This window comes from Streptomyces sp. NPDC043870, from assembly GCF_056435785.1.
Genome location: NZ_JBWKDT010000001.1, coordinates 330,158 through 349,265, shown reverse-complemented (window position 1 = coordinate 349,265; position 19,108 = coordinate 330,158). Strand labels below are relative to the sequence as shown.

Annotated in this window: 18 protein-coding genes and 1 tRNA gene; 11 read left to right on the top strand and 8 right to left on the bottom strand. The window is 71.0% G+C overall.

Annotated elements, in window-relative coordinates:
- Positions 1 to 50: 50 nt before the first annotated feature.
- Positions 51 to 482, bottom strand: a complete 432-nt coding sequence (locus tag AC0699_RS01610; protein WP_478654297.1) for an ASCH domain-containing protein — start codon at positions 480 to 482, stop codon at positions 51 to 53.
- A gap of 235 nt (positions 483 to 717) precedes the next feature.
- Here AC0699_RS01610 and AC0699_RS01605 point away from each other — a divergent pair, with 235 nt between their 5' ends.
- The 4 genes from AC0699_RS01605 (at position 718) to AC0699_RS01590 (ending at position 4,707) form a co-directional block, all read left to right on the top strand.
- Positions 718 to 1,674: a hypothetical protein gene (locus AC0699_RS01605; RefSeq protein WP_478654295.1), complete on the top strand. Its 957-nt coding sequence runs from the start codon at positions 718 to 720 to the stop codon at positions 1,672 to 1,674.
- A gap of 32 nt (positions 1,675 to 1,706) precedes the next feature.
- Positions 1,707 to 3,287 (top strand): APC family permease, encoded by a 1,581-nt coding sequence (locus AC0699_RS01600; protein WP_478654293.1) that lies wholly within the window; start codon positions 1,707 to 1,709, stop codon positions 3,285 to 3,287.
- Positions 3,288 to 3,362: 75 nt separating this feature from the next.
- Positions 3,363 to 4,100: a molybdopterin-dependent oxidoreductase gene (locus AC0699_RS01595; protein WP_478654290.1), complete on the top strand. Its 738-nt coding sequence runs from the start codon at positions 3,363 to 3,365 to the stop codon at positions 4,098 to 4,100.
- Positions 4,042 to 4,707, top strand: coding sequence for a cytochrome b/b6 domain-containing protein (locus tag AC0699_RS01590; RefSeq protein WP_478654288.1), 666 nt, complete (start codon positions 4,042 to 4,044; stop codon positions 4,705 to 4,707). Before AC0699_RS01595 ends, AC0699_RS01590 begins: the two co-directional genes overlap by 59 nt.
- Positions 4,708 to 4,733: 26 nt before the next feature.
- Here AC0699_RS01590 and AC0699_RS01585 read toward each other — a convergent pair whose 3' ends face one another.
- A complete protein-coding gene (locus tag AC0699_RS01585; protein ID WP_478654286.1) occupies positions 4,734 to 6,161 on the bottom strand; it encodes a GntP family permease in 1,428 nt (475 codons plus the stop codon).
- Between the two features lie 9 nt (positions 6,162 to 6,170).
- Positions 6,171 to 6,680, bottom strand: coding sequence for a gluconokinase (locus tag AC0699_RS01580; protein ID WP_469767764.1), 510 nt, complete (start codon positions 6,678 to 6,680; stop codon positions 6,171 to 6,173).
- 173 nt (positions 6,681 to 6,853) lie between these two features.
- Here AC0699_RS01580 and AC0699_RS01575 point away from each other — a divergent pair, with 173 nt between their 5' ends.
- The 3 genes from AC0699_RS01575 to AC0699_RS01565 all read left to right on the top strand — a co-directional run bounded on the left by AC0699_RS01575 (position 6,854) and on the right by AC0699_RS01565 (position 10,523).
- A complete protein-coding gene (locus AC0699_RS01575) occupies positions 6,854 to 7,555 on the top strand; it encodes a FadR/GntR family transcriptional regulator (RefSeq protein WP_478654283.1) in 702 nt (233 codons plus the stop codon).
- A gap of 222 nt (positions 7,556 to 7,777) precedes the next feature.
- The gene (locus AC0699_RS01570; RefSeq protein ID WP_478654281.1) at positions 7,778 to 9,241 is read left to right on the top strand and encodes an amino acid permease; all 1,464 of its coding nucleotides are present in this window, start codon (positions 7,778 to 7,780) and stop codon (positions 9,239 to 9,241) included.
- Between the two features lie 184 nt (positions 9,242 to 9,425).
- The gene (locus AC0699_RS01565; protein ID WP_478654278.1) at positions 9,426 to 10,523 is read left to right on the top strand and encodes an S-(hydroxymethyl)mycothiol dehydrogenase; all 1,098 of its coding nucleotides are present in this window, start codon (positions 9,426 to 9,428) and stop codon (positions 10,521 to 10,523) included.
- A 9-nt stretch (positions 10,524 to 10,532) separates the two neighbouring features.
- On the opposite strand, the gene AC0699_RS01560 is transcribed toward AC0699_RS01565, so the two are convergent.
- Together AC0699_RS01560 and AC0699_RS01555 are read right to left on the bottom strand one after the other, a co-directional pair.
- Complete coding sequence (locus AC0699_RS01560) at positions 10,533 to 11,498, bottom strand: pseudouridine synthase (protein ID WP_478654276.1); 966 nt, start codon at positions 11,496 to 11,498, stop codon at positions 10,533 to 10,535.
- A gap of 68 nt (positions 11,499 to 11,566) precedes the next feature.
- Positions 11,567 to 11,654 (bottom strand) — tRNA-Leu (locus AC0699_RS01555).
- Between the two features lie 255 nt (positions 11,655 to 11,909).
- Between AC0699_RS01555 and AC0699_RS01550 the strand changes: the two genes are divergently transcribed.
- From AC0699_RS01550 to AC0699_RS01540, 3 genes are all read left to right on the top strand, one after another.
- A complete protein-coding gene (locus AC0699_RS01550) occupies positions 11,910 to 13,235 on the top strand; it encodes a M20/M25/M40 family metallo-hydrolase (RefSeq protein ID WP_478654274.1) in 1,326 nt (441 codons plus the stop codon).
- 195 nt (positions 13,236 to 13,430) lie between these two features.
- Positions 13,431 to 13,664: a chaplin ChpH gene (chpH, locus tag AC0699_RS01545; RefSeq protein WP_478654271.1), complete on the top strand. Its 234-nt coding sequence runs from the start codon at positions 13,431 to 13,433 to the stop codon at positions 13,662 to 13,664.
- Positions 13,665 to 13,798: 134 nt separating this feature from the next.
- Entirely contained in the window at positions 13,799 to 14,599 is an 801-nt protein-coding gene (locus tag AC0699_RS01540) for a chaplin (RefSeq protein ID WP_478654268.1), read from the top strand.
- A gap of 78 nt (positions 14,600 to 14,677) precedes the next feature.
- Here the strand turns inward: AC0699_RS01540 and AC0699_RS01535 are convergent, their stop codons facing one another.
- Positions 14,678 to 14,866 (bottom strand): DUF5703 family protein, encoded by a 189-nt coding sequence (locus AC0699_RS01535; protein ID WP_137990344.1) that lies wholly within the window; start codon positions 14,864 to 14,866, stop codon positions 14,678 to 14,680.
- A gap of 47 nt (positions 14,867 to 14,913) precedes the next feature.
- On the opposite strand from AC0699_RS01535, the gene AC0699_RS01530 reads away from it, so the two are divergent.
- Positions 14,914 to 15,585, top strand: coding sequence for a hypothetical protein (locus AC0699_RS01530; protein WP_469767771.1), 672 nt, complete (start codon positions 14,914 to 14,916; stop codon positions 15,583 to 15,585).
- Between the two features lie 183 nt (positions 15,586 to 15,768).
- Here AC0699_RS01530 and AC0699_RS01525 read toward each other — a convergent pair whose 3' ends face one another.
- Entirely contained in the window at positions 15,769 to 18,012 is a 2,244-nt protein-coding gene (locus tag AC0699_RS01525; protein ID WP_478654266.1) for a helix-hairpin-helix domain-containing protein, read from the bottom strand.
- Positions 18,009 to 18,992: an aldo/keto reductase gene (locus tag AC0699_RS01520; RefSeq protein WP_478654264.1), complete on the bottom strand. Its 984-nt coding sequence runs from the start codon at positions 18,990 to 18,992 to the stop codon at positions 18,009 to 18,011. The genes AC0699_RS01525 and AC0699_RS01520 overlap by 4 nt, the downstream gene beginning before the upstream one ends.
- Positions 18,993 to 19,108: the final 116 nt, after the last annotated feature.

The following is a 19,108-nucleotide window of genomic DNA, read 5'->3' as shown; positions in this document are numbered from 1 at the left end:
CAGTGCCTACGCGTCGCCCGGGCAGTGCCTACGCGTCGCCCGGGCAGCGCCTACGCGTCGTCCGAGCGCCGTACCACCCGGAAGCGTTCTGCCACCAGCATCGTCGAGTCGTCCACCGTGAACCCGGGGTCGCCCAGTGCCTCGCGCATCTCCTCGCCGTGCCAGTAGCGTTCGTGCGCCGCGCGCCATTCGGCCACCGTCCGGTGGCCCTCGCCCTCGTCGAGCGCGTGACGGAGGTCCACCTCGCCCAGCGGCAGGACCCGGACCTCGGTCAGCTCGATCACAGCGACCTCGTGGCCCGCGGAGTCGATGAGGGCCGACCGCTCGCCGGGCTCCGGCAACTCCTCCCGCTCCGCCTCGTACTCGGCCAGCAGCCCGGTCGTCGAGACCTTCTCGCCGGAGAGGACCGCGGTGACCAGCTTGTCCCGTAGCGGCCCGGGGAAGGCCAGCAGATACGGCTTGAGGGGTTCGTCGTCGCTCACGGCAACAGGATAGGAGCCGAAGCCGAAGCCGAAGCCGGAGCCGGAGCCGGAATCCCGGGCCGGGGGAGGAAGCCGCACCGGGACCAACCGCACCGCCCGCTCCGGGAGTTGATTCAGCCACCGTCCACCCCGCGCGCCTCAGCCACCCCACAGAACCGCCCTTGACGCGGAGCCTTCCCTGCCGCTTTGCTGTGCGCGATCGTTCGCTCACATCCTGCTGTGAAGGAAGCCGCGGATGCCCCCACCTCCGCCGCTCGGTCGCTCCCGGCGTCGGGCAGCACGCACCGGGCATGCCTTCGACCCCGCACTCGACGACACCGAACTGGTCGCCGTGCGCGGCCAGTTGGCGCAGGGACGGTGGACCGCGGTGCGCTCCCTGCTCGCCGGGACCGGCGACGACTGGGACCGCAGGGGCCACCGTCTCGTCGTGCTCGGCACACCGCCGTCGAGCGCCGCCTGGGCGCGTGACTGGCTGCTCGCCGAGCCCGCCAGCGCCGACGCCACCGCACTCCTCGCCTGCGCCGCCGTCTTCGGTGCGCTGCGCGGCAAGGAGCCTGCGGAGCGGGCCCGTACCGCCTGCCGCGCCGCCGCCGAGCTCGCCCCGCACGACCCCACCCCCTGGCTCGCCCTGCTGCTCCTCGCCCGCACCCTCGGCACCGAGGAAGAGGTCGCCCGCCTCTTCGACGAAGTGCGAGCCCGGCACCCCGAGCACCACCACGCCCACCACCTGATGACCGCCAGACTCGCCGAACGGCACCCCGGAGCCGGCCAGGACCCGCTGCACGAGGTCTACGACTTCGCGGCCTGGGCCGCGGAACAGGCCCCCGCCGACTCCCCGCTCGCCGTCCTGCCCGTCGTCGCGCACGCCGAGCGCTACCGCGTGCTGGCCTCGGCCGGCAGCGAACCGGCCGACCCCCTTCGCTCCGGCCACTGGACCGGCCGCCGCGCCCGCCAGGTGATGAAGGCCGCTTTCGACTGGTGGCTGGAATGGGAGCGCGAGGACCACCCCCGCAACCGGCTCGACCTCAACTTCCTCGCCCACGCCAAGGTCTGCGAGGGCCGCTCCGGCGAGGCCGCCGCGCTCTTCCACCGCATCGGCCCGCACGCCACCCCTGCTCCCTGGTCGTATCCGGACCGGGACCCGCACCGCGCCTTCCAGGCCGCGCGCAACGCCGCGCTCGGCACCGTATGAACGACCACCATCGCCGAAGGGACCACCCCGCCATGCCGCCGGCTGCCAGATCGAGCGACGCGACCAGCACCCGCACGAGCGCCACCAGCACCAGCGAGATCCACACCTACAAAGGACAGGAACGCGCCCTTCGGGCCGACCGCCTCGGCACCGCGGGCCTGCTGCTCTCCGTGCTCGCCGCCAGCGCCCCGCTGATGGTCGTCGCCGGGGTCATGCCCACCGTGTTCGGTGTGATGGGCATCGTCGGCCAGCCCCTCCTGTACGTCATCCTCGGAGTCGTCCTGATGCTGTTCAGCGTCGGCTACGCCGAGATGAGCCGGCACGTCCACAACGCCGGTGCCTTCTACGCGTACATAGCCCGCGGCCTCGGCCCCACCGCGGGCGCCGGCGCCTCGCTCGTCGCCCTCGTCGCCTACAGCGCCATGCAGGTCGGCATCTACGGCATCCTCGGCTTCGAGGTCTCCGGGCTCCTCGCCACCCATCTCGACGTGACCGTCGCCTGGTGGGTCCCCGCCCTCGTCGCCGCCGCGATCGTCGCCGTACTGGGCTGGCTGAAGATAGACCTCAACGCCAAGGTGCTCGGCGTGCTCCTCGTCATCGAGTGCTCGCTCGTCGTCATCTTCGACATCGCGGCCGTCGCCGAACCGGGCAGCGAAGGCCTGTCGCTGAGCGCATTCAACCCCGACACCCTCACCGGCGCCGGCCTCGGCACCGCCCTCTGCTTCTGCATCGCCGCGTTCGTCGGCTTCGAGCAGTCCCCTGTGTACGCGGAGGAGACCAGCCGCCCACAGGTCGTCGTCTCACGCGTGATGTTCCTCGCCGTCGGGTACGCCGCGCTGTTCCTCGCACTCAGCGCCTGGGCCCTCACCGTGGCCACCGGGCCCGGAGCCATCACCGGCGAGGCCGGCAAGCAGGGACCCGGGCTGCTCTTCTCGCTCACCGAGACCCGGCTCGGCGGCACCTTCACCGACGTCCTGCACGTCCTCTTCGTCACCGGCATGTTCGCGGCCCTGCTCAGCTTCCACAACGTCGTCGCGCGCTACGCCTTCGCCATGGGCCGTGAGGGGCTGCTCCCGGCCGCCTTCGGCCGTACCAACCAGGCCAGCGGTGCCCCCGCCACCGGTTCCGTGCTCCAGTCCGCCGTCTCCGTCCTGGTCATCGCGGCCTTCGCGGCCACCGACGACCTGCCCGTGGGCGACCCCACCACGCCCGTACTGCGCCTGTTCACCTGGATGGGCAACGTCGGAGCGCTCGGCGTCATCCTGCTGATGGCCGCCGCCTCGTTCGCGGTGATCGCCTTCTTCGTACGGCGCGGCGCGGCCGGACCGCAGGCCTGGCGGCTCATCGCCTCCGGGCTCGCGGGCCTCGCCCTCGTCGCGATCGCCGTCTACACGGTCAAGGACTTCGAGGCCCTGATCGGCGCCGGACCCGGTTCCTCCCTCAACTGGATCCTGCCGGGCGTCATCGGCGTCGCGCTGGTCGGCGGGCTGCTCTACGGCGCGGTCCTGCGCTCCGCGAAGCCCGATGTGCACGCCCGGATCGGCCTGGGCAACGAGGCCTTCCGGCTGGAGCAAGCCGCCGATCCGGCCGGTGCGGCGGACGCCCGACGGTGACGCCGGGTGTGACGGAAGTCTGACGAACACCCGCGGTCTCTGGATTCGGGCGGCCGCGGGTGCTCGAATCGGAATGTGAAGGACCCCAACTCAGCCCCCAGCCCCGATGCCGAAGGCACGCCCGTCGGGCGGCGCCTGGTGCTCTCGGTCCTCGGCCTCGGCGCCGCAGGCGTCGCCACCGCCCCGTATCTGCAGCGCGGCCTCGAAGCCTTCCTCGGCTCGGTCGCCGACAAGGACCCCACCAAGCTCACCGGGCTGCTCCCGAACGGCGGCGGCTTCCGCTACTACTCGGTCGCCGCGTCCGTACCGCACAAGAACGAGAAGAACTACCGCCTCACCGTCGACGGACTGGTCGAGCGGCCCACGACGTACACACTGGACGCCCTGCGGGCGCTGCCGCAGACCCGCATCGTGCGCGACGTGCAGTGCGTCACCGGCTGGCGTGTCCCCGACACCGCGTTCGAGGGCGTGAGACTGTCGGACCTGCTGGACGCGGCCGGGGTGCGGCCCGAGGCCCGGGCCATCCGGTTCACCTGCTTCGACGGCACGTACAGCGAGAGCCTCACCCTCGACCAGGCCCGACGCTCCGACGTCCTGGTCTGCCTGCGGATGCAGGACAAGCCGCTCAGCCACTCGCACGGCGGCCCGGTGCGTCTCTACATCGCGCCCATGTACTTCTACAAGTCGGCGAAATGGCTCTCCGGAATCTCCCTGACCTCCGAAGTGCAGCCCGGATACTGGGAGGAGAGAGGCTATGACGTCGACGCCTGGGTCGGCCGGTCCAACGGCCGCGACGACGCCCCCACCGTCTGAACGCCCGGTTCCTGTACGGCGGTTCAGCGGCGCCGAGCGCTGGGTGCACCGCACCACCGCGGCCCTGATGCTGCTGTGCGTCGCGACCGCGGCCGCACTGTACGTCCCGGGGATCGCCGAACTCGTCGGCCGCCGCCATCTCGTGGTGACCCTGCACGAGTGGTCGGGACTGCTGCTGCCCGCACCGTTCCTGCTGGGGCTGGCCTCGCGCGCGTTCCGGGCGGATCTGGGGCGGCTCAACCGCTTCGGTCCGCACGACCGGCAATGGCTGCGGGCCGTACGGCGCCGGGACCGCCGGCCGTCGTCGCGTCCGGCGGGCAAGTTCAACGCCGGACAGAAGATCTACGCGGCCTGGATCGCGGGCGCGGTCCTGGTGATGCTCGGCACGGGGCTGCTGATGTGGTTCACGCATCTCGCCCCGCTGGTGTGGCGTACGAGCGCGACCTTCGTGCACGACTGGCTGGCGCTCACCATCGGCCTCGTACTCATCGGCCACATCGGAATGGCGCTCGCCGACCCGGAGGCACGCCGTGGCATGCGCACCGGGTCGGTCGAGCGCCCGTGGGCCCGTCGGGAACACCCGCTGTGGGACCCGGACAAGGACTGACGGCCGCCGGCTGACGGCCGGAGGGGCTACAGCACCAGGGAGAGCAGCAGGACGAAGACGATGCCGACCACCGAGATGATGGTCTCCATCACCGACCAGGTCTTGATCGTCTGGCCGACGCTCATCCCGAAGTACTCCTTCACCAGCCAGAATCCGGCGTCGTTGACGTGACTGAAGAAGAGCGAGCCGGCACCGATCGCCAGCACCAGCAGCGCCGCCTCGGCGGTGCCCATGTCGGCGGCGAGCGGGGCGACCAGACCGGCGGCGGAGATCGTCGCCACGGTCGCCGAGCCGGTCGCCAGCCGGATCGCGACCGCGATCAGCCAGGCCAGCAGCAGCGTCGGGATCGCCCAGTTCTTGGAGAAGTCCAGGATCATCTGGCCGACACCGATGTCGATCAGCGTCGTCTTGAAGCCGCCGCCGGCGCCGACGATCAGCAGCACGCCCGCGATCGGGGCGAGGGACTTCTCGGCGGTGGAGGCGATCCGGCCCTTGCTGAAGCCGGCGGCCCGGCCCAGCGTGAACATGCCCACGATCACGGCCGCGAGCAGGGCGATCAGCGGCGAGCCGATGACGTCGGTGACGCGCTGAACCGGGTTCTCGGGGTCGTCGACGACGATCTCGACGAGGGCGTTGGCCATCATGAGGACGACCGGCAGCAGCACGGTGGAGACGGTGGCGGCGAAGCTGGGCCGCTTCGCCAGGTCCTCGGAGGAGCGCTCGGCGGGGGTCCGGGAGGAACCCCCGGAGGAAAACATCATCCCGTCCGGGGCCTGGATGTCGACCCAGCGTGCGGCGTACTTGGAGAACACCGGACCGGCGATGATCACCGTGGGTACGGCGACGACCAGGCCGAGCGCCAGGGTGACACCCAGGTTGGCGCCGATGGCGTCGATCGCGACCAGCGGGCCGGGGTGCGGCGGGATGAGGCCGTGCATCACCGACAGGCCCGCGAGGGCCGGGATGCCGATCCGCATCAGCGAGTAGTTGCCCCGCTTGGCGACCATCAGCACCACCGGGATCAGCAGGACGATGCCGACCTCGAAGAAGAGCGGCAGCCCGATGATCGACGCGATCAGCACCATCGCCCAGGGCATGGACCGGCCGCTCGCCTTCGCGAGGATCGTGTCGACGATCTGGTCCGCGCCACCCGAGTCGGCGAGCAGCTTGCCGAGTATCGCGCCGAGCGCGATGAGCACGCCGACGCCCGCGACGGTGGTGCCGAGGCCCTTGGTGAAGGACTCGATGGTCTTTTCCAGCGGAGCACCGGCGAAGGCGCCCAGCGCCAGCGAGCCGATCGTCAGTGCCAGAAAGGCATGCAGTTTGAACTTGGTGATGAGCACGACGATGACGGCGATGCCCGCGAGAACGGCGATGCCCAGCTGTGCGTTGCCCGCCGAGGTGATCGGTTCGGTGGCGTCCGCTGCCAGCATCTCGACGCTGAGACTGGTCACGGTGATTCCTTAGCTCTCGAGCCGGCGCAGCGCGGCGACGGCTCGCTCGGTGATTTCTTCGGGAGACCCGGTGACGTCGACACAGACGCCGGCCTCGTCCTCCTGCAGCGGCTGCAGGGTGGCGAACTGTGAGGCGAGCAGCGCGGTGGGCATGAAGTGCCCCTTGCGCTCGGCCATCCGCCGCTCGATGAGCGCACGGTCGCCGGTCAGGTGGAGGAAGACGGCGTCGGGCGCGGCGGCGCGCAGGCGGTCCCGGTAGATCCGCTTGAGCGCGGAGCTGGCGACCACGCCGCCCAGGCCCGCCCTGCCGTGCGCCCACTGCCCGATCGCGTCGAGCCAGGGCGCCCGGTCCGCGTCGTCCAGCGGGACGCCGGCCGACATCTTGGCGATGTTGGCCGCGGGATGGAAGTCGTCGCCTTCGGCGTACGGAACGCCCAGGCGTTCGGCGAGCAGGGGGCCGATCGTGGTCTTGCCGGTCCCTGCCACGCCCATCACTACGACGACGTGGGGGGTGCTCATGGGTGCCTCGCTGTCTTCTTCGACATCGGTCCGACGTCATCGACATGGGCCCGGCAGCGGTCCCGCCGTCGAGCCGTCGCGCTACTGAAACGCATTAGGTACGACTTATTCAAGAGGTTGAGATGTAAACGTCATACTTAATGTTCTACGGCCCCGCCCCGTAGGCTTGGCCCATGACCACAGAGGGCCACGGGCTGCACACACACGTCCTCGACAGCCTCGGCCTGGCGATCACCGCGGGGGAGTACCCGCCGGGCAATGTGCTCCGCACCGACGAGCTGGCCGAGCGCTTCGACGTCTCGCGCACCGTCGTCCGTGAAGTGGTCCGCGTCCTGGAGTCGATGCACCTGGTGGAATCCCGGCGCCGCGTCGGCGTGACCGTACGTCCCACGGCGGAATGGAACGTCTACGACCCGCGCGTCATCCGCTGGCGGCTGGCCGGTGCCGACCGCCCCCGCCAGCTGCGTTCACTGACCGTGCTGCGGTCCGCGATCGAGCCGGTCGCCGCCGGGCTCGCCGCCCGCAACGCCACCCCCGAGCAGTGCGCGGCGCTCACCGAGTGCGCGCTCGGCATGGTCGCCACCTCCCGCGGCCATCAGCTGGAGGGGTATCTGGAGCACGACATCGCCTTCCACCGGATCGTGCTCAATGCCTCCGGCAACGAGATGTTCGCCCGGCTCGGCGATGTCGTCGCCGAGGTCCTCGCCGGCCGCACCCACCACCAGGTGATGTTCGAGGACCCGGACCCGGCTGCCGTGACCCTCCATGTGCAGGTCGCCGAAGCCGTTCGCGAAGGCGACGCAGCCCGGGCCGAGACCCTTACGCGTGAGATCGCCGTCGGGGCGCTCCAGGAGCTGGACGTACTCGCCCCCTGAGGATCATGGCATCCTTGCTTCACCTTGTCGCAACCTCTGAAATACCTCAGATCTGTATCTGAGTGAGGTGCGCCACTGCCAAAATCCCAGGGTTGCCGTGACTATGAGCTTTCGGGCCTTCTGCGCCCCGAGGCCGAGCCGTGGTGACTGTCTTCCTCACCGCGGAAGGCCGCCGGCATCTGACCGGGTACCGCACACCCCCTCACGAAGGCGAACACCTACATGAGTGACCGCATCATGACTGCGGCCGAAACGCCCGTCGCCGGGCCTCCGGCAACGGGCACCCCCCACGTAGACGCCGGTGACGCCGGGTACCGCAAGGACCTCAAGTCGCGGCACATCAACATGATCGCCATCGGCGGCGCCATCGGTACGGGCCTCTTCCTCGGCGCCGGCGGACGCATGGCCAACGCCGGCCCCTCGCTCTTCATCGCCTACGCGGTCTGCGGCGTCTTCGCCTTCTTCGTCGTGCGCGCGCTCGGCGAGCTCGTGCTCTACCGGCCCTCCTCCGGTGCCTTCGTCTCGTACGCCCGTGAGTTCATGGGCGAGAAGGGCGCCTACACCGCCGGCTGGCTGTACTTCCTGAACTGGTCGACCACCGCCATCGCGGACATCACCGCGGCCGCGACCTACGCGCACTTCTGGGCGATGTTCAGCGACATCCCGCAGTGGGTGCTCGCCCTGATCGCCCTCGCCGTGGTCCTCACCGCCAACCTCATCTCGGTGAAGTACTTCGGCGAGATGGAGTTCTGGTTCGCGATCATCAAGGTCGCCGCGCTGGTGGTCTTCATGCTCATCGGCATCTTCCTCGTCGTCACCCAGCACGAGGTCGGCGGCCACACCCCGGGCCTGGCCACCATCACCGACAACGGCGGCGTCTTCCCGACCGGTGTCATGCCGATGCTGCTGCTGATCCAGGGTGTCGTCTTCGCCTACGCCTCCGTCGAGCTGTGCGGCGTCGCCGCCGGTGAGACCGAGAACCCCGAGAAGATCATGCCGAGGGCGATCAACTCGATCATGTGGCGCGTCGGCCTCTTCTACGTCGGCTCGGTCATCCTGCTCGCGCTGCTGCTGCCGTACACCGCCTACACCGGCGACCAGAGCCCCTTCGTCACCGTGTTCGACAAGCTCGGCATCCCGGGCGCGGCCGGCGTGATGAACCTCGTCGTGCTCACCGCCGCCCTGTCCAGCCTGAACTCCGGCCTGTACTCGACCGGCCGCATCCTGCGCTCGATGTCGATGTCCGGCTCGGCGCCCAGGTTCACCGGCGTGATGAACAAGGGCGGCGTGCCCTACGGCGGCATCCTGCTCACCGCGGGCTTCGGTGTCCTCGGCGTGGTCCTGAACTACGTCATGCCGGGCGACGCCTTCGAGCTGGTGCTGAACTTCGCCTCCATCGGCATCATCGGCACCTGGGGCATGATCATGGTCTGCTCGCTGCTGTTCTGGAACCGCTCCAAGGACGGCCGGGTCACCCGCCCCGGCTACCAGCTGCCCTGGGCTCCGTACACGCAGATCATCACCCTGGTCTTCCTCGCCTCCGTGCTGGTCCTCATGTGGATGGACGGCGGCATCAGCCGCACCACGGTGAACTGCCTCCCGCTGATCGCGCTCGCGCTCGTCGGCGGCTGGTTCGTCGTCCGCAAGAAGGTCAAGCGGATCGCCGCCGGACACAAGCAGCTCTGACGCCACCGCGTCCCGGTACGCGTTGCACGGAAGGCCCCCGCGGGACATCCCGCGGGGGCCTCGCCGTTTCGCGAGCGGCTTCGGGAGCGGTTTCGCGAGCGGCTTCGGGAATCGGGAGCGGCTTCGGGAATAGTGGGGCGGGACAGCTGTACGCGGAAGTCCCCCGAGGAAGGGAAGCACTGCGATGGCGCAGCAGGTCCAGGGGGTCGTCGCCCCCGGCAAGGACGAACCCGTGCGGGTCGAGACGATCGTGATTCCCGACCCCGGCCCCGGCGAGGCCGTGGTGAAGATCCAGGCATGCGGGGTCTGTCACACCGACCTCCACTACAAGCAGGGCGGCATCAACGACGACTTCCCCTTCCTCCTCGGCCATGAGGCCGCGGGCGTCGTGGAGTCGACCGGCCCGGACGTCACCGAGGTCGCCCCCGGCGACTTCGTGATCCTCAACTGGCGTGCGGTCTGCGGCCGCTGCCGGGCCTGTCGGCGCGGCAGGCCCTGGTACTGCTTCGACACCCACAACGCCCGGCAGAAGATGACGCTGGCCGGAGGCTCAGGGGGAGGGACGGAGCTCTCTCCGGCTCTCGGTATCGGTGCCTTCGCCGAGAAGACGCTGGTCGCCGCCGGCCAGTGCACCAAGGTCGACCCGTCGGTCTCCCCGGCCGTGGCCGGCCTGCTGGGCTGCGGAGTGATGGCAGGCATCGGCGCCGCCCTCAACACCGGAAACGTCGGCCGCGGCGACTCGGTCGCCGTCATCGGCTGCGGCGGCGTCGGCGACGCGGCGATCGTCGGGTCCCGGCTCGCCGGAGCCGCGCGGATCATCGCCGTCGACATCGACGACCGCAAGCTGGAGACCGCCCGCTCCATGGGCGCCACCCACACCGTCAACTCCCGCACCACCGACCCCGTCGAGGCGATCCGCGAACTCACCGACGGCTTCGGCGCCGACGTCGTCATCGAGGCCGTCGGCCGCCCCGAGACGTACCAGCAGGCCTTCTACGCCCGGGACCTGGCGGGCACGACCGTTCTCGTCGGCGTTCCGACACCCGAGATGAAGCTCGAACTCCCGCTCCTCGACGTCTTCGGCCGCGGCGGCGCGCTCAAGTCCTCCTGGTACGGCGACTGTCTGCCGTCCCGCGACTTCCCGATGCTCATCGATCTCCACCAGCAGGGCCGCATCGACCTCGCGGCCTTCGTCACCGAGACGATCGGCCTCGGCGACATCGAGAAGGCCTTCGCCCGGATGCACGAGGGCGATGTCCTGCGCTCGGTGGTGGTGCTGTGACCGGCACGGTCACCACGCCGAAAGCCGCAGCCCGCTCTCGAACCGGCACTCCCGCCCGCTGAGCGGGTCGGTGAACTCCAGGGCCCGTGCGAGCAGCTGCAACGGCCGCCGGTAGTCCTCCGGCCCGTCCGCACGGACCACGGGATACACCGGATCATCGAGGATGGGCAGCCCCAGGGCGTTCATGTGCACCCGCAGCTGATGGGTACGGCCGGTGGCCGGCAGCAGCCGGTACCGGCCGAGGGCCTGGCTTCCGGATCTTGCCGGGCTCGCGTGCCCTGGCCCGCCGCGGTGCTCCAGCAGCTCGATCCGGCTCTCGCTGTTCGGCTCGCCCGCCACCTCCCGGGCGGCCTGCACCCCGCGCTCTTTCTCGATCCGGCTGCGCACGGTGACGGGCAGCGCCACCCCGGGGTCGTACGGCGCCACCGCCTCGTACTCCTTGCGCACCCGCCGGTCCCGGAACAGCGTCTGGTACGCGCCGCGGTCCTCGGGCCGTACGACGAACAGCACGAGCCCTGCCGTCAGCCGGTCCAGCCGGTGCGCGGGCTGCAGCTCCGGCAGCTCGAGATCACGGCGCAGCCGGGCCAGCGCGGTCTCGGTGATGTGCCGGCCGCGCGGAGTCGTCGCGAGGAAGTGCGGCTTGTCGGCGATCACCACACGAGCGTCCCGGTACACGATCCCGATCTCGAACGGGACGCGCTGCTCGGGCGCGAAATCCCGGTGGAACCAGAGATACCGTCCGGCCGTGTACGGCTCCTCGGCGGCCACCGGCCCGTCCGCCGAGACGAACCGCTCCTCGCGCAGCATGGCATCCACCCGCTCGGCCCCGACCGCCCCCGCGAACCGCCCGACCAGATGGTCCCGTACCGTCCGCCAGGTCCCGTCCGGATCGGCGGGCAGCCGGATCCGCACCGGGTCGATCCCGTCGCGCTGCGCCAGCGGCGCCACCGGGGCAGCCCGTCTCCTGCGTCCCACGGCTCGAGCACCCGCCTCCGTACGGCCCCGTAAAAACAAAAAACCCCAGCTGAGCTGGGGTTCGATGCTGGTGTCCGAGGGGGGACTTGAACCCCCACGCCCGATAAAGGGCACTAGCACCTCAAGCTAGCGCGTCTGCCATTCCGCCACCCGGACCAGGTGTCTGTCTTCCGGCCCTGGGCCGTTCCGACGTGGAAAACCATAGCAAACATTCGGAGTGCCCGATCACGCCCCCTGTCCGCCCCTCTCCACCCCCACTCCACCCCCCGTCCGCCTTCTGCCCACTCCCGTACCCCGTCCCGCACCTCGTCCCGTTTCGGGCGTGTGTCATCACCCGGGCACTCTTTGGCGCGAGCCGGGGGCGCGGGAGGATGAGGACGGACCACCAGAGCGACAGTGGGAGGAAACAGCGTGAGCGAGTCGCAGACCGCCCGGAGGATCTCCGGCGAGGACGAGGTCGTCGATCTCTGTCGCGATCTGATCCGGATCGACACCAGCAACTACGGCGACCACTCCGGCCCGGGGGAGCGGGCGGCCGCCGAGTACGTGGCGGAGAAGCTCGCCGAGGTGGGCCTGGAGCCGAAGATCATCGAGTCGCACCGGGGCCGGGCCTCCACCGTGGCGAGGATCGAGGGCGAGGACCCGTCCCGGCCGGCGCTGCTCATCCACGGCCACACCGATGTCGTACCGGCCAACGCCGACGACTGGACCCACCACCCCTTCTCCGGGGAGATCGCCGACGGGTGCGTCTGGGGCCGTGGCGCGGTGGACATGAAGGACATGGACGCGATGACCCTCGCGGTCGTACGGGACCGGCTGCGCAGCGGCCGCAAGCCGCCGCGCGACGTGGTGCTGGCGTTCCTCGCGGACGAGGAGGCGGGCGGTACGTACGGGGCCCGGTATCTCGTCGACAAGCACCCGGATGTCTTCGAGGGCGTCACGGAGGCGATCGGCGAGGTCGGCGGCTTCTCCTTCACCGTGAACGAGAATCTGCGGCTCTATCTCGTCGAGACCGCCCAGAAGGGCATGCACTGGATGCGGCTCACGGTCGAGGGCACCGCCGGACACGGCTCGATGACCAACAACGACAACGCGATCACCGAGCTCTGCGAGGCCGTCGGCCGGCTCGGCCGCCACACCTGGCCGGTGCGGATGACCAAGACCGTACGGTCCTTCCTCGACGAGCTGTCCGACGCGCTGGGCACCCCGCTCGACCCGGAGGACATGGAGGCGACCCTCGCCAAGCTCGGCGGCATCGCCAAGATGATCGGCGCGACGCTCCGCAACTCCGCCGCCCCGACCATGCTCGGCGCCGGTTACAAGGTGAACGTGATTCCCGGGCAGGCCACGGCGCATGTCGACGGGCGCTTCCTGCCGGGATACGAGGAGGAGTTCCTGACCGATCTCGACCGGCTCCTCGGGCCGCGCGTGAAGCGGGAGGACGTGCACGCCGACAAGGCACTGGAGACGAGCTTCGACGGCGATCTGGTGGACGCCATGCAGTCGGCGCTCAGGGCCGAGGACCCGATCGCCCGAGCCGTCCCGTACATGCTCTCCGGCGGCACCGACGCCAAGTCCTTCGACGACCTCGGCATCCGCTGCTTCGGCTTCGCACCGCTGCAACTGCCGCCCGAGCTGGACTTCGCCGGAATGTTCCACGGAGTGGACGAGCGGGTTCCGGTGGACGGTCTGAAGTTCGGCGTGCGGGTACTGGACCGTTTCCTCGACGCGAGCTGAGGGAGCTGCGGCTGAACCGCTCGATCTGCTGAAACGAAACTCCAGCATTCGCCCACGGAAACTCCAGCATTCGTCCACGCGTGCGTATTTGACTGAAAAGAGTGAATGGGACCATAAGCTAGTAGCTCCATTAACCCCTCCTCGTTACAGGTGTGCGGCCCGCGGCTGGGACCGCATTGCCAACAAGGAGGAATAATGATCAAGAAGGTCGTCGCTGCTGCGGCTGCCACTGGTGGTCTGGTTCTCGCGGGTGCGGGCATGGCCGTCGCCGACTCGGGCGCGCAGGGTGCCGCCGTGCACTCCCCGGGTGTGCTTTCGGGCAATGTCATTCAGGCGCCCATCCACATCCCGGTGAACGTCTGCGGCAACACGGTCTCCGTGATCGGGCTGCTGAACCCCGCCTTCGGCAACGTCTGTGTCAACGACTGACGTTGAGTCTTGCCCCGTGAGGGAGTGACCCCGGCGGCCTCGGAGTGCGCGCCATGCACTCCGGGGCCGCCCGTGTTCCACCCCCGGGCGCGGCGCCCGGGGTATTCCGGAAGTCAGAAGGCAGGAAACCAGCTATGCGACAGGTCGCGCGAAAAGGCCTGATCACCGCGGCGGCCGCGGGCAGCGTGCTCGCCGCCCTCAGTGGTGGCTACGCGCACGCGGACTCGGGCGCCGAGGGGGGTGCGTCGAATTCCCCGGGAGTGCTTTCCGGGAATTCGGTCCAGGCTCCGGTGCATGTGCCGGTCAACATCTGCGGCAACACCGTGAACGTCATCGGTGTACTCAACCCCGCGTTCGGGAACAGCTGCGCCAATACGTCGGACCACGGCGGAGGCGCCCACGCCGAGGGCGGCACGGCGAACTCTCCCGGAGTCGCCTCCGGCAACAGCGTCCAGGTGCCCGTCGATGTGCCCGTGAACGCGTGCGGGAACAGCGTGACGATCGGCGGCCTCGGCAACGGCGCGGTCGGCAACGACTGCGGCAACGGCTCGGACGGGAACAGCCCCGGTGAGCCGGGAGAGCCCGGGGAGCCTGGTGAGCCCGGCGAACCGGAAGAGCCCGGTGAGCCCGGTGAGCCTGGTGAGCCCGGGGAGCCTGGTGAGCCCGGCGAACCGGAAGAGCCCGGTCAGCCTGGTGAGCCCGGCGAACCGGAAGAGCCCGGTCAGCCTGGTGAGCCCGGCGAACCCGGAGAGCCGGCAACGCCGATCGAGTCCTCCGGCCCGAACACGCCGGGTGCCAACACCGTCACGCCGCCCAAGGGCACCGACGAGCTCGCGCAGACCGGTGCCGGTTCGCTCGGATTCGTGATCCCGGCGGGCGCCGGCCTGCTGCTCGGCGGTGTGGTCCTCTACCGAAGGGCCCGCGCCTCCGCGTGATTGAGCCGTGACACAACGGAGCGGGCCCGCAACCGCGGGCCCGCTCCGTCTTTTCGTCACCTCTCGTCCTGCAGGAACTCACCACGTGGCGCGTACCTGACGGATGATGCGACGGCGCAGCCGCACCCTGCGGCTGCCGTCCCGCCGCAGAGTCAGTCGGTCCAACTCCCAGTGTCCGTATTCGGCATGGTCGGTCAGCAGACGGGTGGCCTCCTTGCGGGAGACCCCGCGAGGCACGTACACGTCGACAAATTCGTATTCCGGCATCGCATCTATTGTGCGGGCAGAGGCCCAGTACGGATAGCGTCTGCACTATGTCTGATGCTTCCGCTCCTGCGCAGCCCACGGCTGCCGAGGTTCGCGCCGCCGCCGAGGCGGTCAAAGCCGCGCTGGACCGTCACCTCGAAGCGGTCGAAAGCCGCACGGGAGAGGACGACCCGGCGGTGTTCGCGGCGTTCAATGCGCTTGCCGCCGCGGCCGAGGCGTACGACGAGCGGCTCTACGACCGCTACGACGAAGTAACCCCCTTCGAGATCCCCGGAGCGGACGACTCCCTGCCCCCCTACGCGGGCCCCGACGAACCGAACGCGCTGAGTGTCCTCATCCGCCGCGACTACGCCGTGGTGGAGCCGCAGCGGCTGCTCGCCCAGGCGCAGCGCATCGCCGATCTCGACCGCGACGAAACCGCGGACGAGGCGCATGCGGCGGTGGTCGGCACGAGCGTGCACGCCGCGCTCGGTGTGCTCTTCGGTGAGTTCGAACCGGACGAAATCGCCTCCCGGCACAAAGAGTTCGGTCTGGAGGAGGGCGACTCGACGCTGTGGGTGTCCGCGGCGGAGGAGCTTCCCGAGCCGGGCGAGTGGCTGAGCACCCCGTTCGACCAGGCCGATCCGGAGCACGTCGTCTGCCGCTTCGACGTCAGCTCGGTCTTCGACGAGGAGGACGTGGACGAGGACCGGGACGACCTGGACACCGCGGACAGGTGAAACTTCGGGGCGTACGCCCCCGGCCCCCGTGGGCCGGGGGCTGCCCCTCATCGCCCCGCAGCCCGTCCCTGCTCGACGGTGGGCGGCGTGCGTACCGAGCCCGTCCGGCGATTGCGGACGGACCTCCGGGCGCCTGCCCGGGGGGACAGCACGCTTTCGCAGCCGAGAACCCCGGCCAAGGGTTCACTCGTTCCGGGGCGTGAGGAGCCCTTCGAGCAGGACCCGCAGCCGGGTCGTTCGCGACGGAGCCGGGACCTCCGCGACCGCGCGCGGAAGTGCCTGGTCCACGCCGTGGACCACGGACAGATGGCGCTCGCCGCGGCTGAACGCGGTGTACACCCAGGGGCGGCTCAGGCCCTGCGCAGCGTCACCGGGCAGGACCACGACCGCGGCGGCCCAGCGCATCCCCGCCGCCTGGTGCGCCGTGAGCGCCCAGCCGTGCCGTACCGCCGACTCGACCCGCTCCTTCGGTACGACGACGGGCGTGCCCTCGCAGTCGAGCCGCAGGCCCTCCGCGTCGGCCGAGACCACCGCGCCGTGCAGAGTGCGGCCCGGCGCCGGGACATAGGCGACCCGGTCGCCCGGGTCGAAGCCGCCGAAGCGGCCGGGACCGGGGTTGAGCCGCTGCTTCAGTGCGGCGTTGAGCGCGCGGGTGCCCGCGCCCCCGCCATGGCCGACCGTGATCACCTGGGTCTCCGAGGCCGGAACCCCGATCGCCCGGGGCACCGAGTCCGCGACCAGCTGGACCGTCCGGTGCACCGCCTCGCCCGCGTCCCGCACGGGAACGATGACGACCTCCTTGCCCGGCGCGTCCACCTGCGTCAGCTCACCGATGCCGATGCCGGAGACCAGCTCGCCCAGCGGGCCCGGGTCCGGTGTGCGGGACGCGATCTGCGGGCACACACGGGCGGCCACCACATCGGCGAACACCCGGCCCGCACCCGCCGACCACAGCACCCCGGGGTCACCGCTCAGCACCAGCCGACAGCCGTCCGGGAGCGACTCCACGAGCATCGCCGCGGTCTCGACATCCAGCTGCGGTGCGTCGAGCACGGCGAGCAGATCGAGGGCGAGCGTGCCGTCCTCGCCCCGGACCGGGCCCTGCGCACCCGAGAGGAGCCCCTGCACGGTGACCGCGTCGGCGCCCAGCCTGCGCCGGCCGTTCTCACCGTGGGCCGCGGCCACCGCGCGCAGCCCGAGGGCGCGGGCCGCCTCGACCAGGGCCGCCGGTTCGGCCCGCGCCGCCTCGCCGCCCGTGTGCACCACGAGCCCGTGCGCGGCGGCGGCACGGATCAGCTCCGCGGCCGACGAAGAGCCGGCCTTGTCCGCCGCGTCCTCGAAGGACGTCTCCTGGACCGTCCTGACCAGCCGGGCCAGTCCGTCCGCGAGGCTCTCCTCGGCAAGTGCATACCGGTCGAGGCCCAGCAGCACGGGCACGGACCGCTGCTCCTCGGCGGCCTCCTCGCCCTCCGCTGCCTCCTCACCCTGCTCGTGGTCCTCCACACCGTCCTGGAAGACCAGCACGGTTCCCTCACCGATGGCGTGCTCCAGCGCCTCGTCCGGCTCGGGCACGGAACGCTCGGCGAGCGCGGCGCGCACGGAAGACGACTCCAGCGCCGTGTGCCCCTGGAGCGCAGCGCGCTCCAGCAGCCAGGTCACCAGCGCTGCCGCCCGCCGCGCGTCGCCCGGCCCGCACTCCGCGCCGAGCAGTGCCCGGGCGAATCCGTCGGCCTGCTCCGGCCGCACCCCGGGCACGGCCAGCAGCCGCCACGGATCCTCGCGCAGCGCCTCCGCGGCCTGCTCACCGAGCACCCCGGCGACCCGCGTCGCGAGCCCCTCGGGCGCCCCACCCGTCACCAGCACCTCCAGCACGGCCGCCACGGCCTGCGGGTCGGCCTGCTGCGGGCCGCGCTCCGGCTTCGGCACCCTCGGCCGGGCCGGTGCGGGCACGGAGGACGGCGCCGGCCGCCGAGGCGAGGTCGGCGCGTCGAAGAACGCGGCCCCCGGCTTCTCCCCGCTCTCCACGGCCCGTACCGCGGCCAGCAGATCGGCGGCCGTCCCGCTCAGCTTCCCGCCGGCCGCGATCGGCCCGCCCTTCTCGGCCTTCCGCTGCTCGATGCGCGCCCTCAGCTCCCGCTGCGCGGCAAGCTCGGCCTCCGCCTCGGACACCTCGGCGCCCTCGCCCGCCCGGCCCGCCGTGTCCGCCGTGCCGTCCTCGCCGGTCCCCCCGTCCGGCTCGCCCGAGCCGTCCGCGCTGCCGGTCTCCCCGTCCGTCCGCGTGTCCCGCGCACCGTCGGCCGGACCGGGACCGCCCGTCGCGGGGCCCGGGTCCGCCTGGGCGGGTGCGTCGGAGGCGACGCCCTCGGGGGCCTCGGCGGCGGAGTCGTCGGCCGGGGATCCGGGGGTCGCCCCGGGAAGCGCAGTCACAGCGTGCTCCAGTCCTGATCGGGATAGCGGTGCACGGGCGCCGACACATCGTCGAGCGCCTGGCAGATCTCGTCAGGAAGACTAAGGCTCTCCACTGACAATGCGGCCGTGAGCTGCTGCGCGTTGCGCGCGCCGACGATCGGGGCCACCACGCCGGGACGGTCCCGGACCCATGCGAGCGCCACTTCCAGCGGCGTGGTCGCGAGCCCGTCGGCGGCCGTCGTCACCGCGTCCACGATCCGGCTCGCGGCCTCGTCCAGATACGGCTCCACGAAGGGCGCCAGCTGCTCCGAAGCCCCGCGCGAGTCCGCCGGCGTCCCGTGCCGGTACTTGCCGGTGAGCACGCCACGGCCCAGCGGAGACGACGGCAGCAGGCCCACGCCGAGGTCCAGCGCCGCGGGCAGCACCTCTCGCTCGACACCGCGCTGCAGCAGTGAGTACTCCATCTGCGTGCTGGCCAGGCGGGTCCGTATGCCCGGGGCCGCGAGCTGCCAGGTCGCCGCCTTCGCGAGCTGCCAGCCGCAGAAGTCCGCCACACCGGCATAGCGCGCCCGGCCACTGCTCACCGCGACGTCCAGCGCCTGGAGGGTTTCCTCCAGCGGGGTGTGCGGATCGAAGCCGTGGACCTGCCACAGGTCCACATGGTCCGTGCCGAGCCGCTCGAGCGACGCGTCCAGCGCCGCCAGCAGATGACCTCGCGAGCCGTCGAACCGGCGGTCCGGGTCGAGCACGCTGCCCGACTTCGTGGCGATGACCAGATCGCGCCGCGGCACCAGTCGCTCCACCAGCTGCCCCAGCAGATACTCGGCTTCCCCGCCGCCGTACACATCGGCCGTGTCGACCAGCGTGCCGCCCGCCTCCCAGAAGGCCTTCAACTGGTCGGCGGCGTCGTGCTCGTCGGTGTCGCGCCCCCACGTCAGGGTGCCGAGCCCGATCCGGGACACACGCAGGCCGGTACGGCCGAGATGCCTCTGCTCCATGGCCGCGAGATTACTGGCCACAGCCCCACCCGGAGCGACCCTGTGGACAACTCGCCCCCGAACCGGCACTGACGGATCCCGGCCGCCCGCGCTAGAGTCCCCGCGAAGGGACGTTA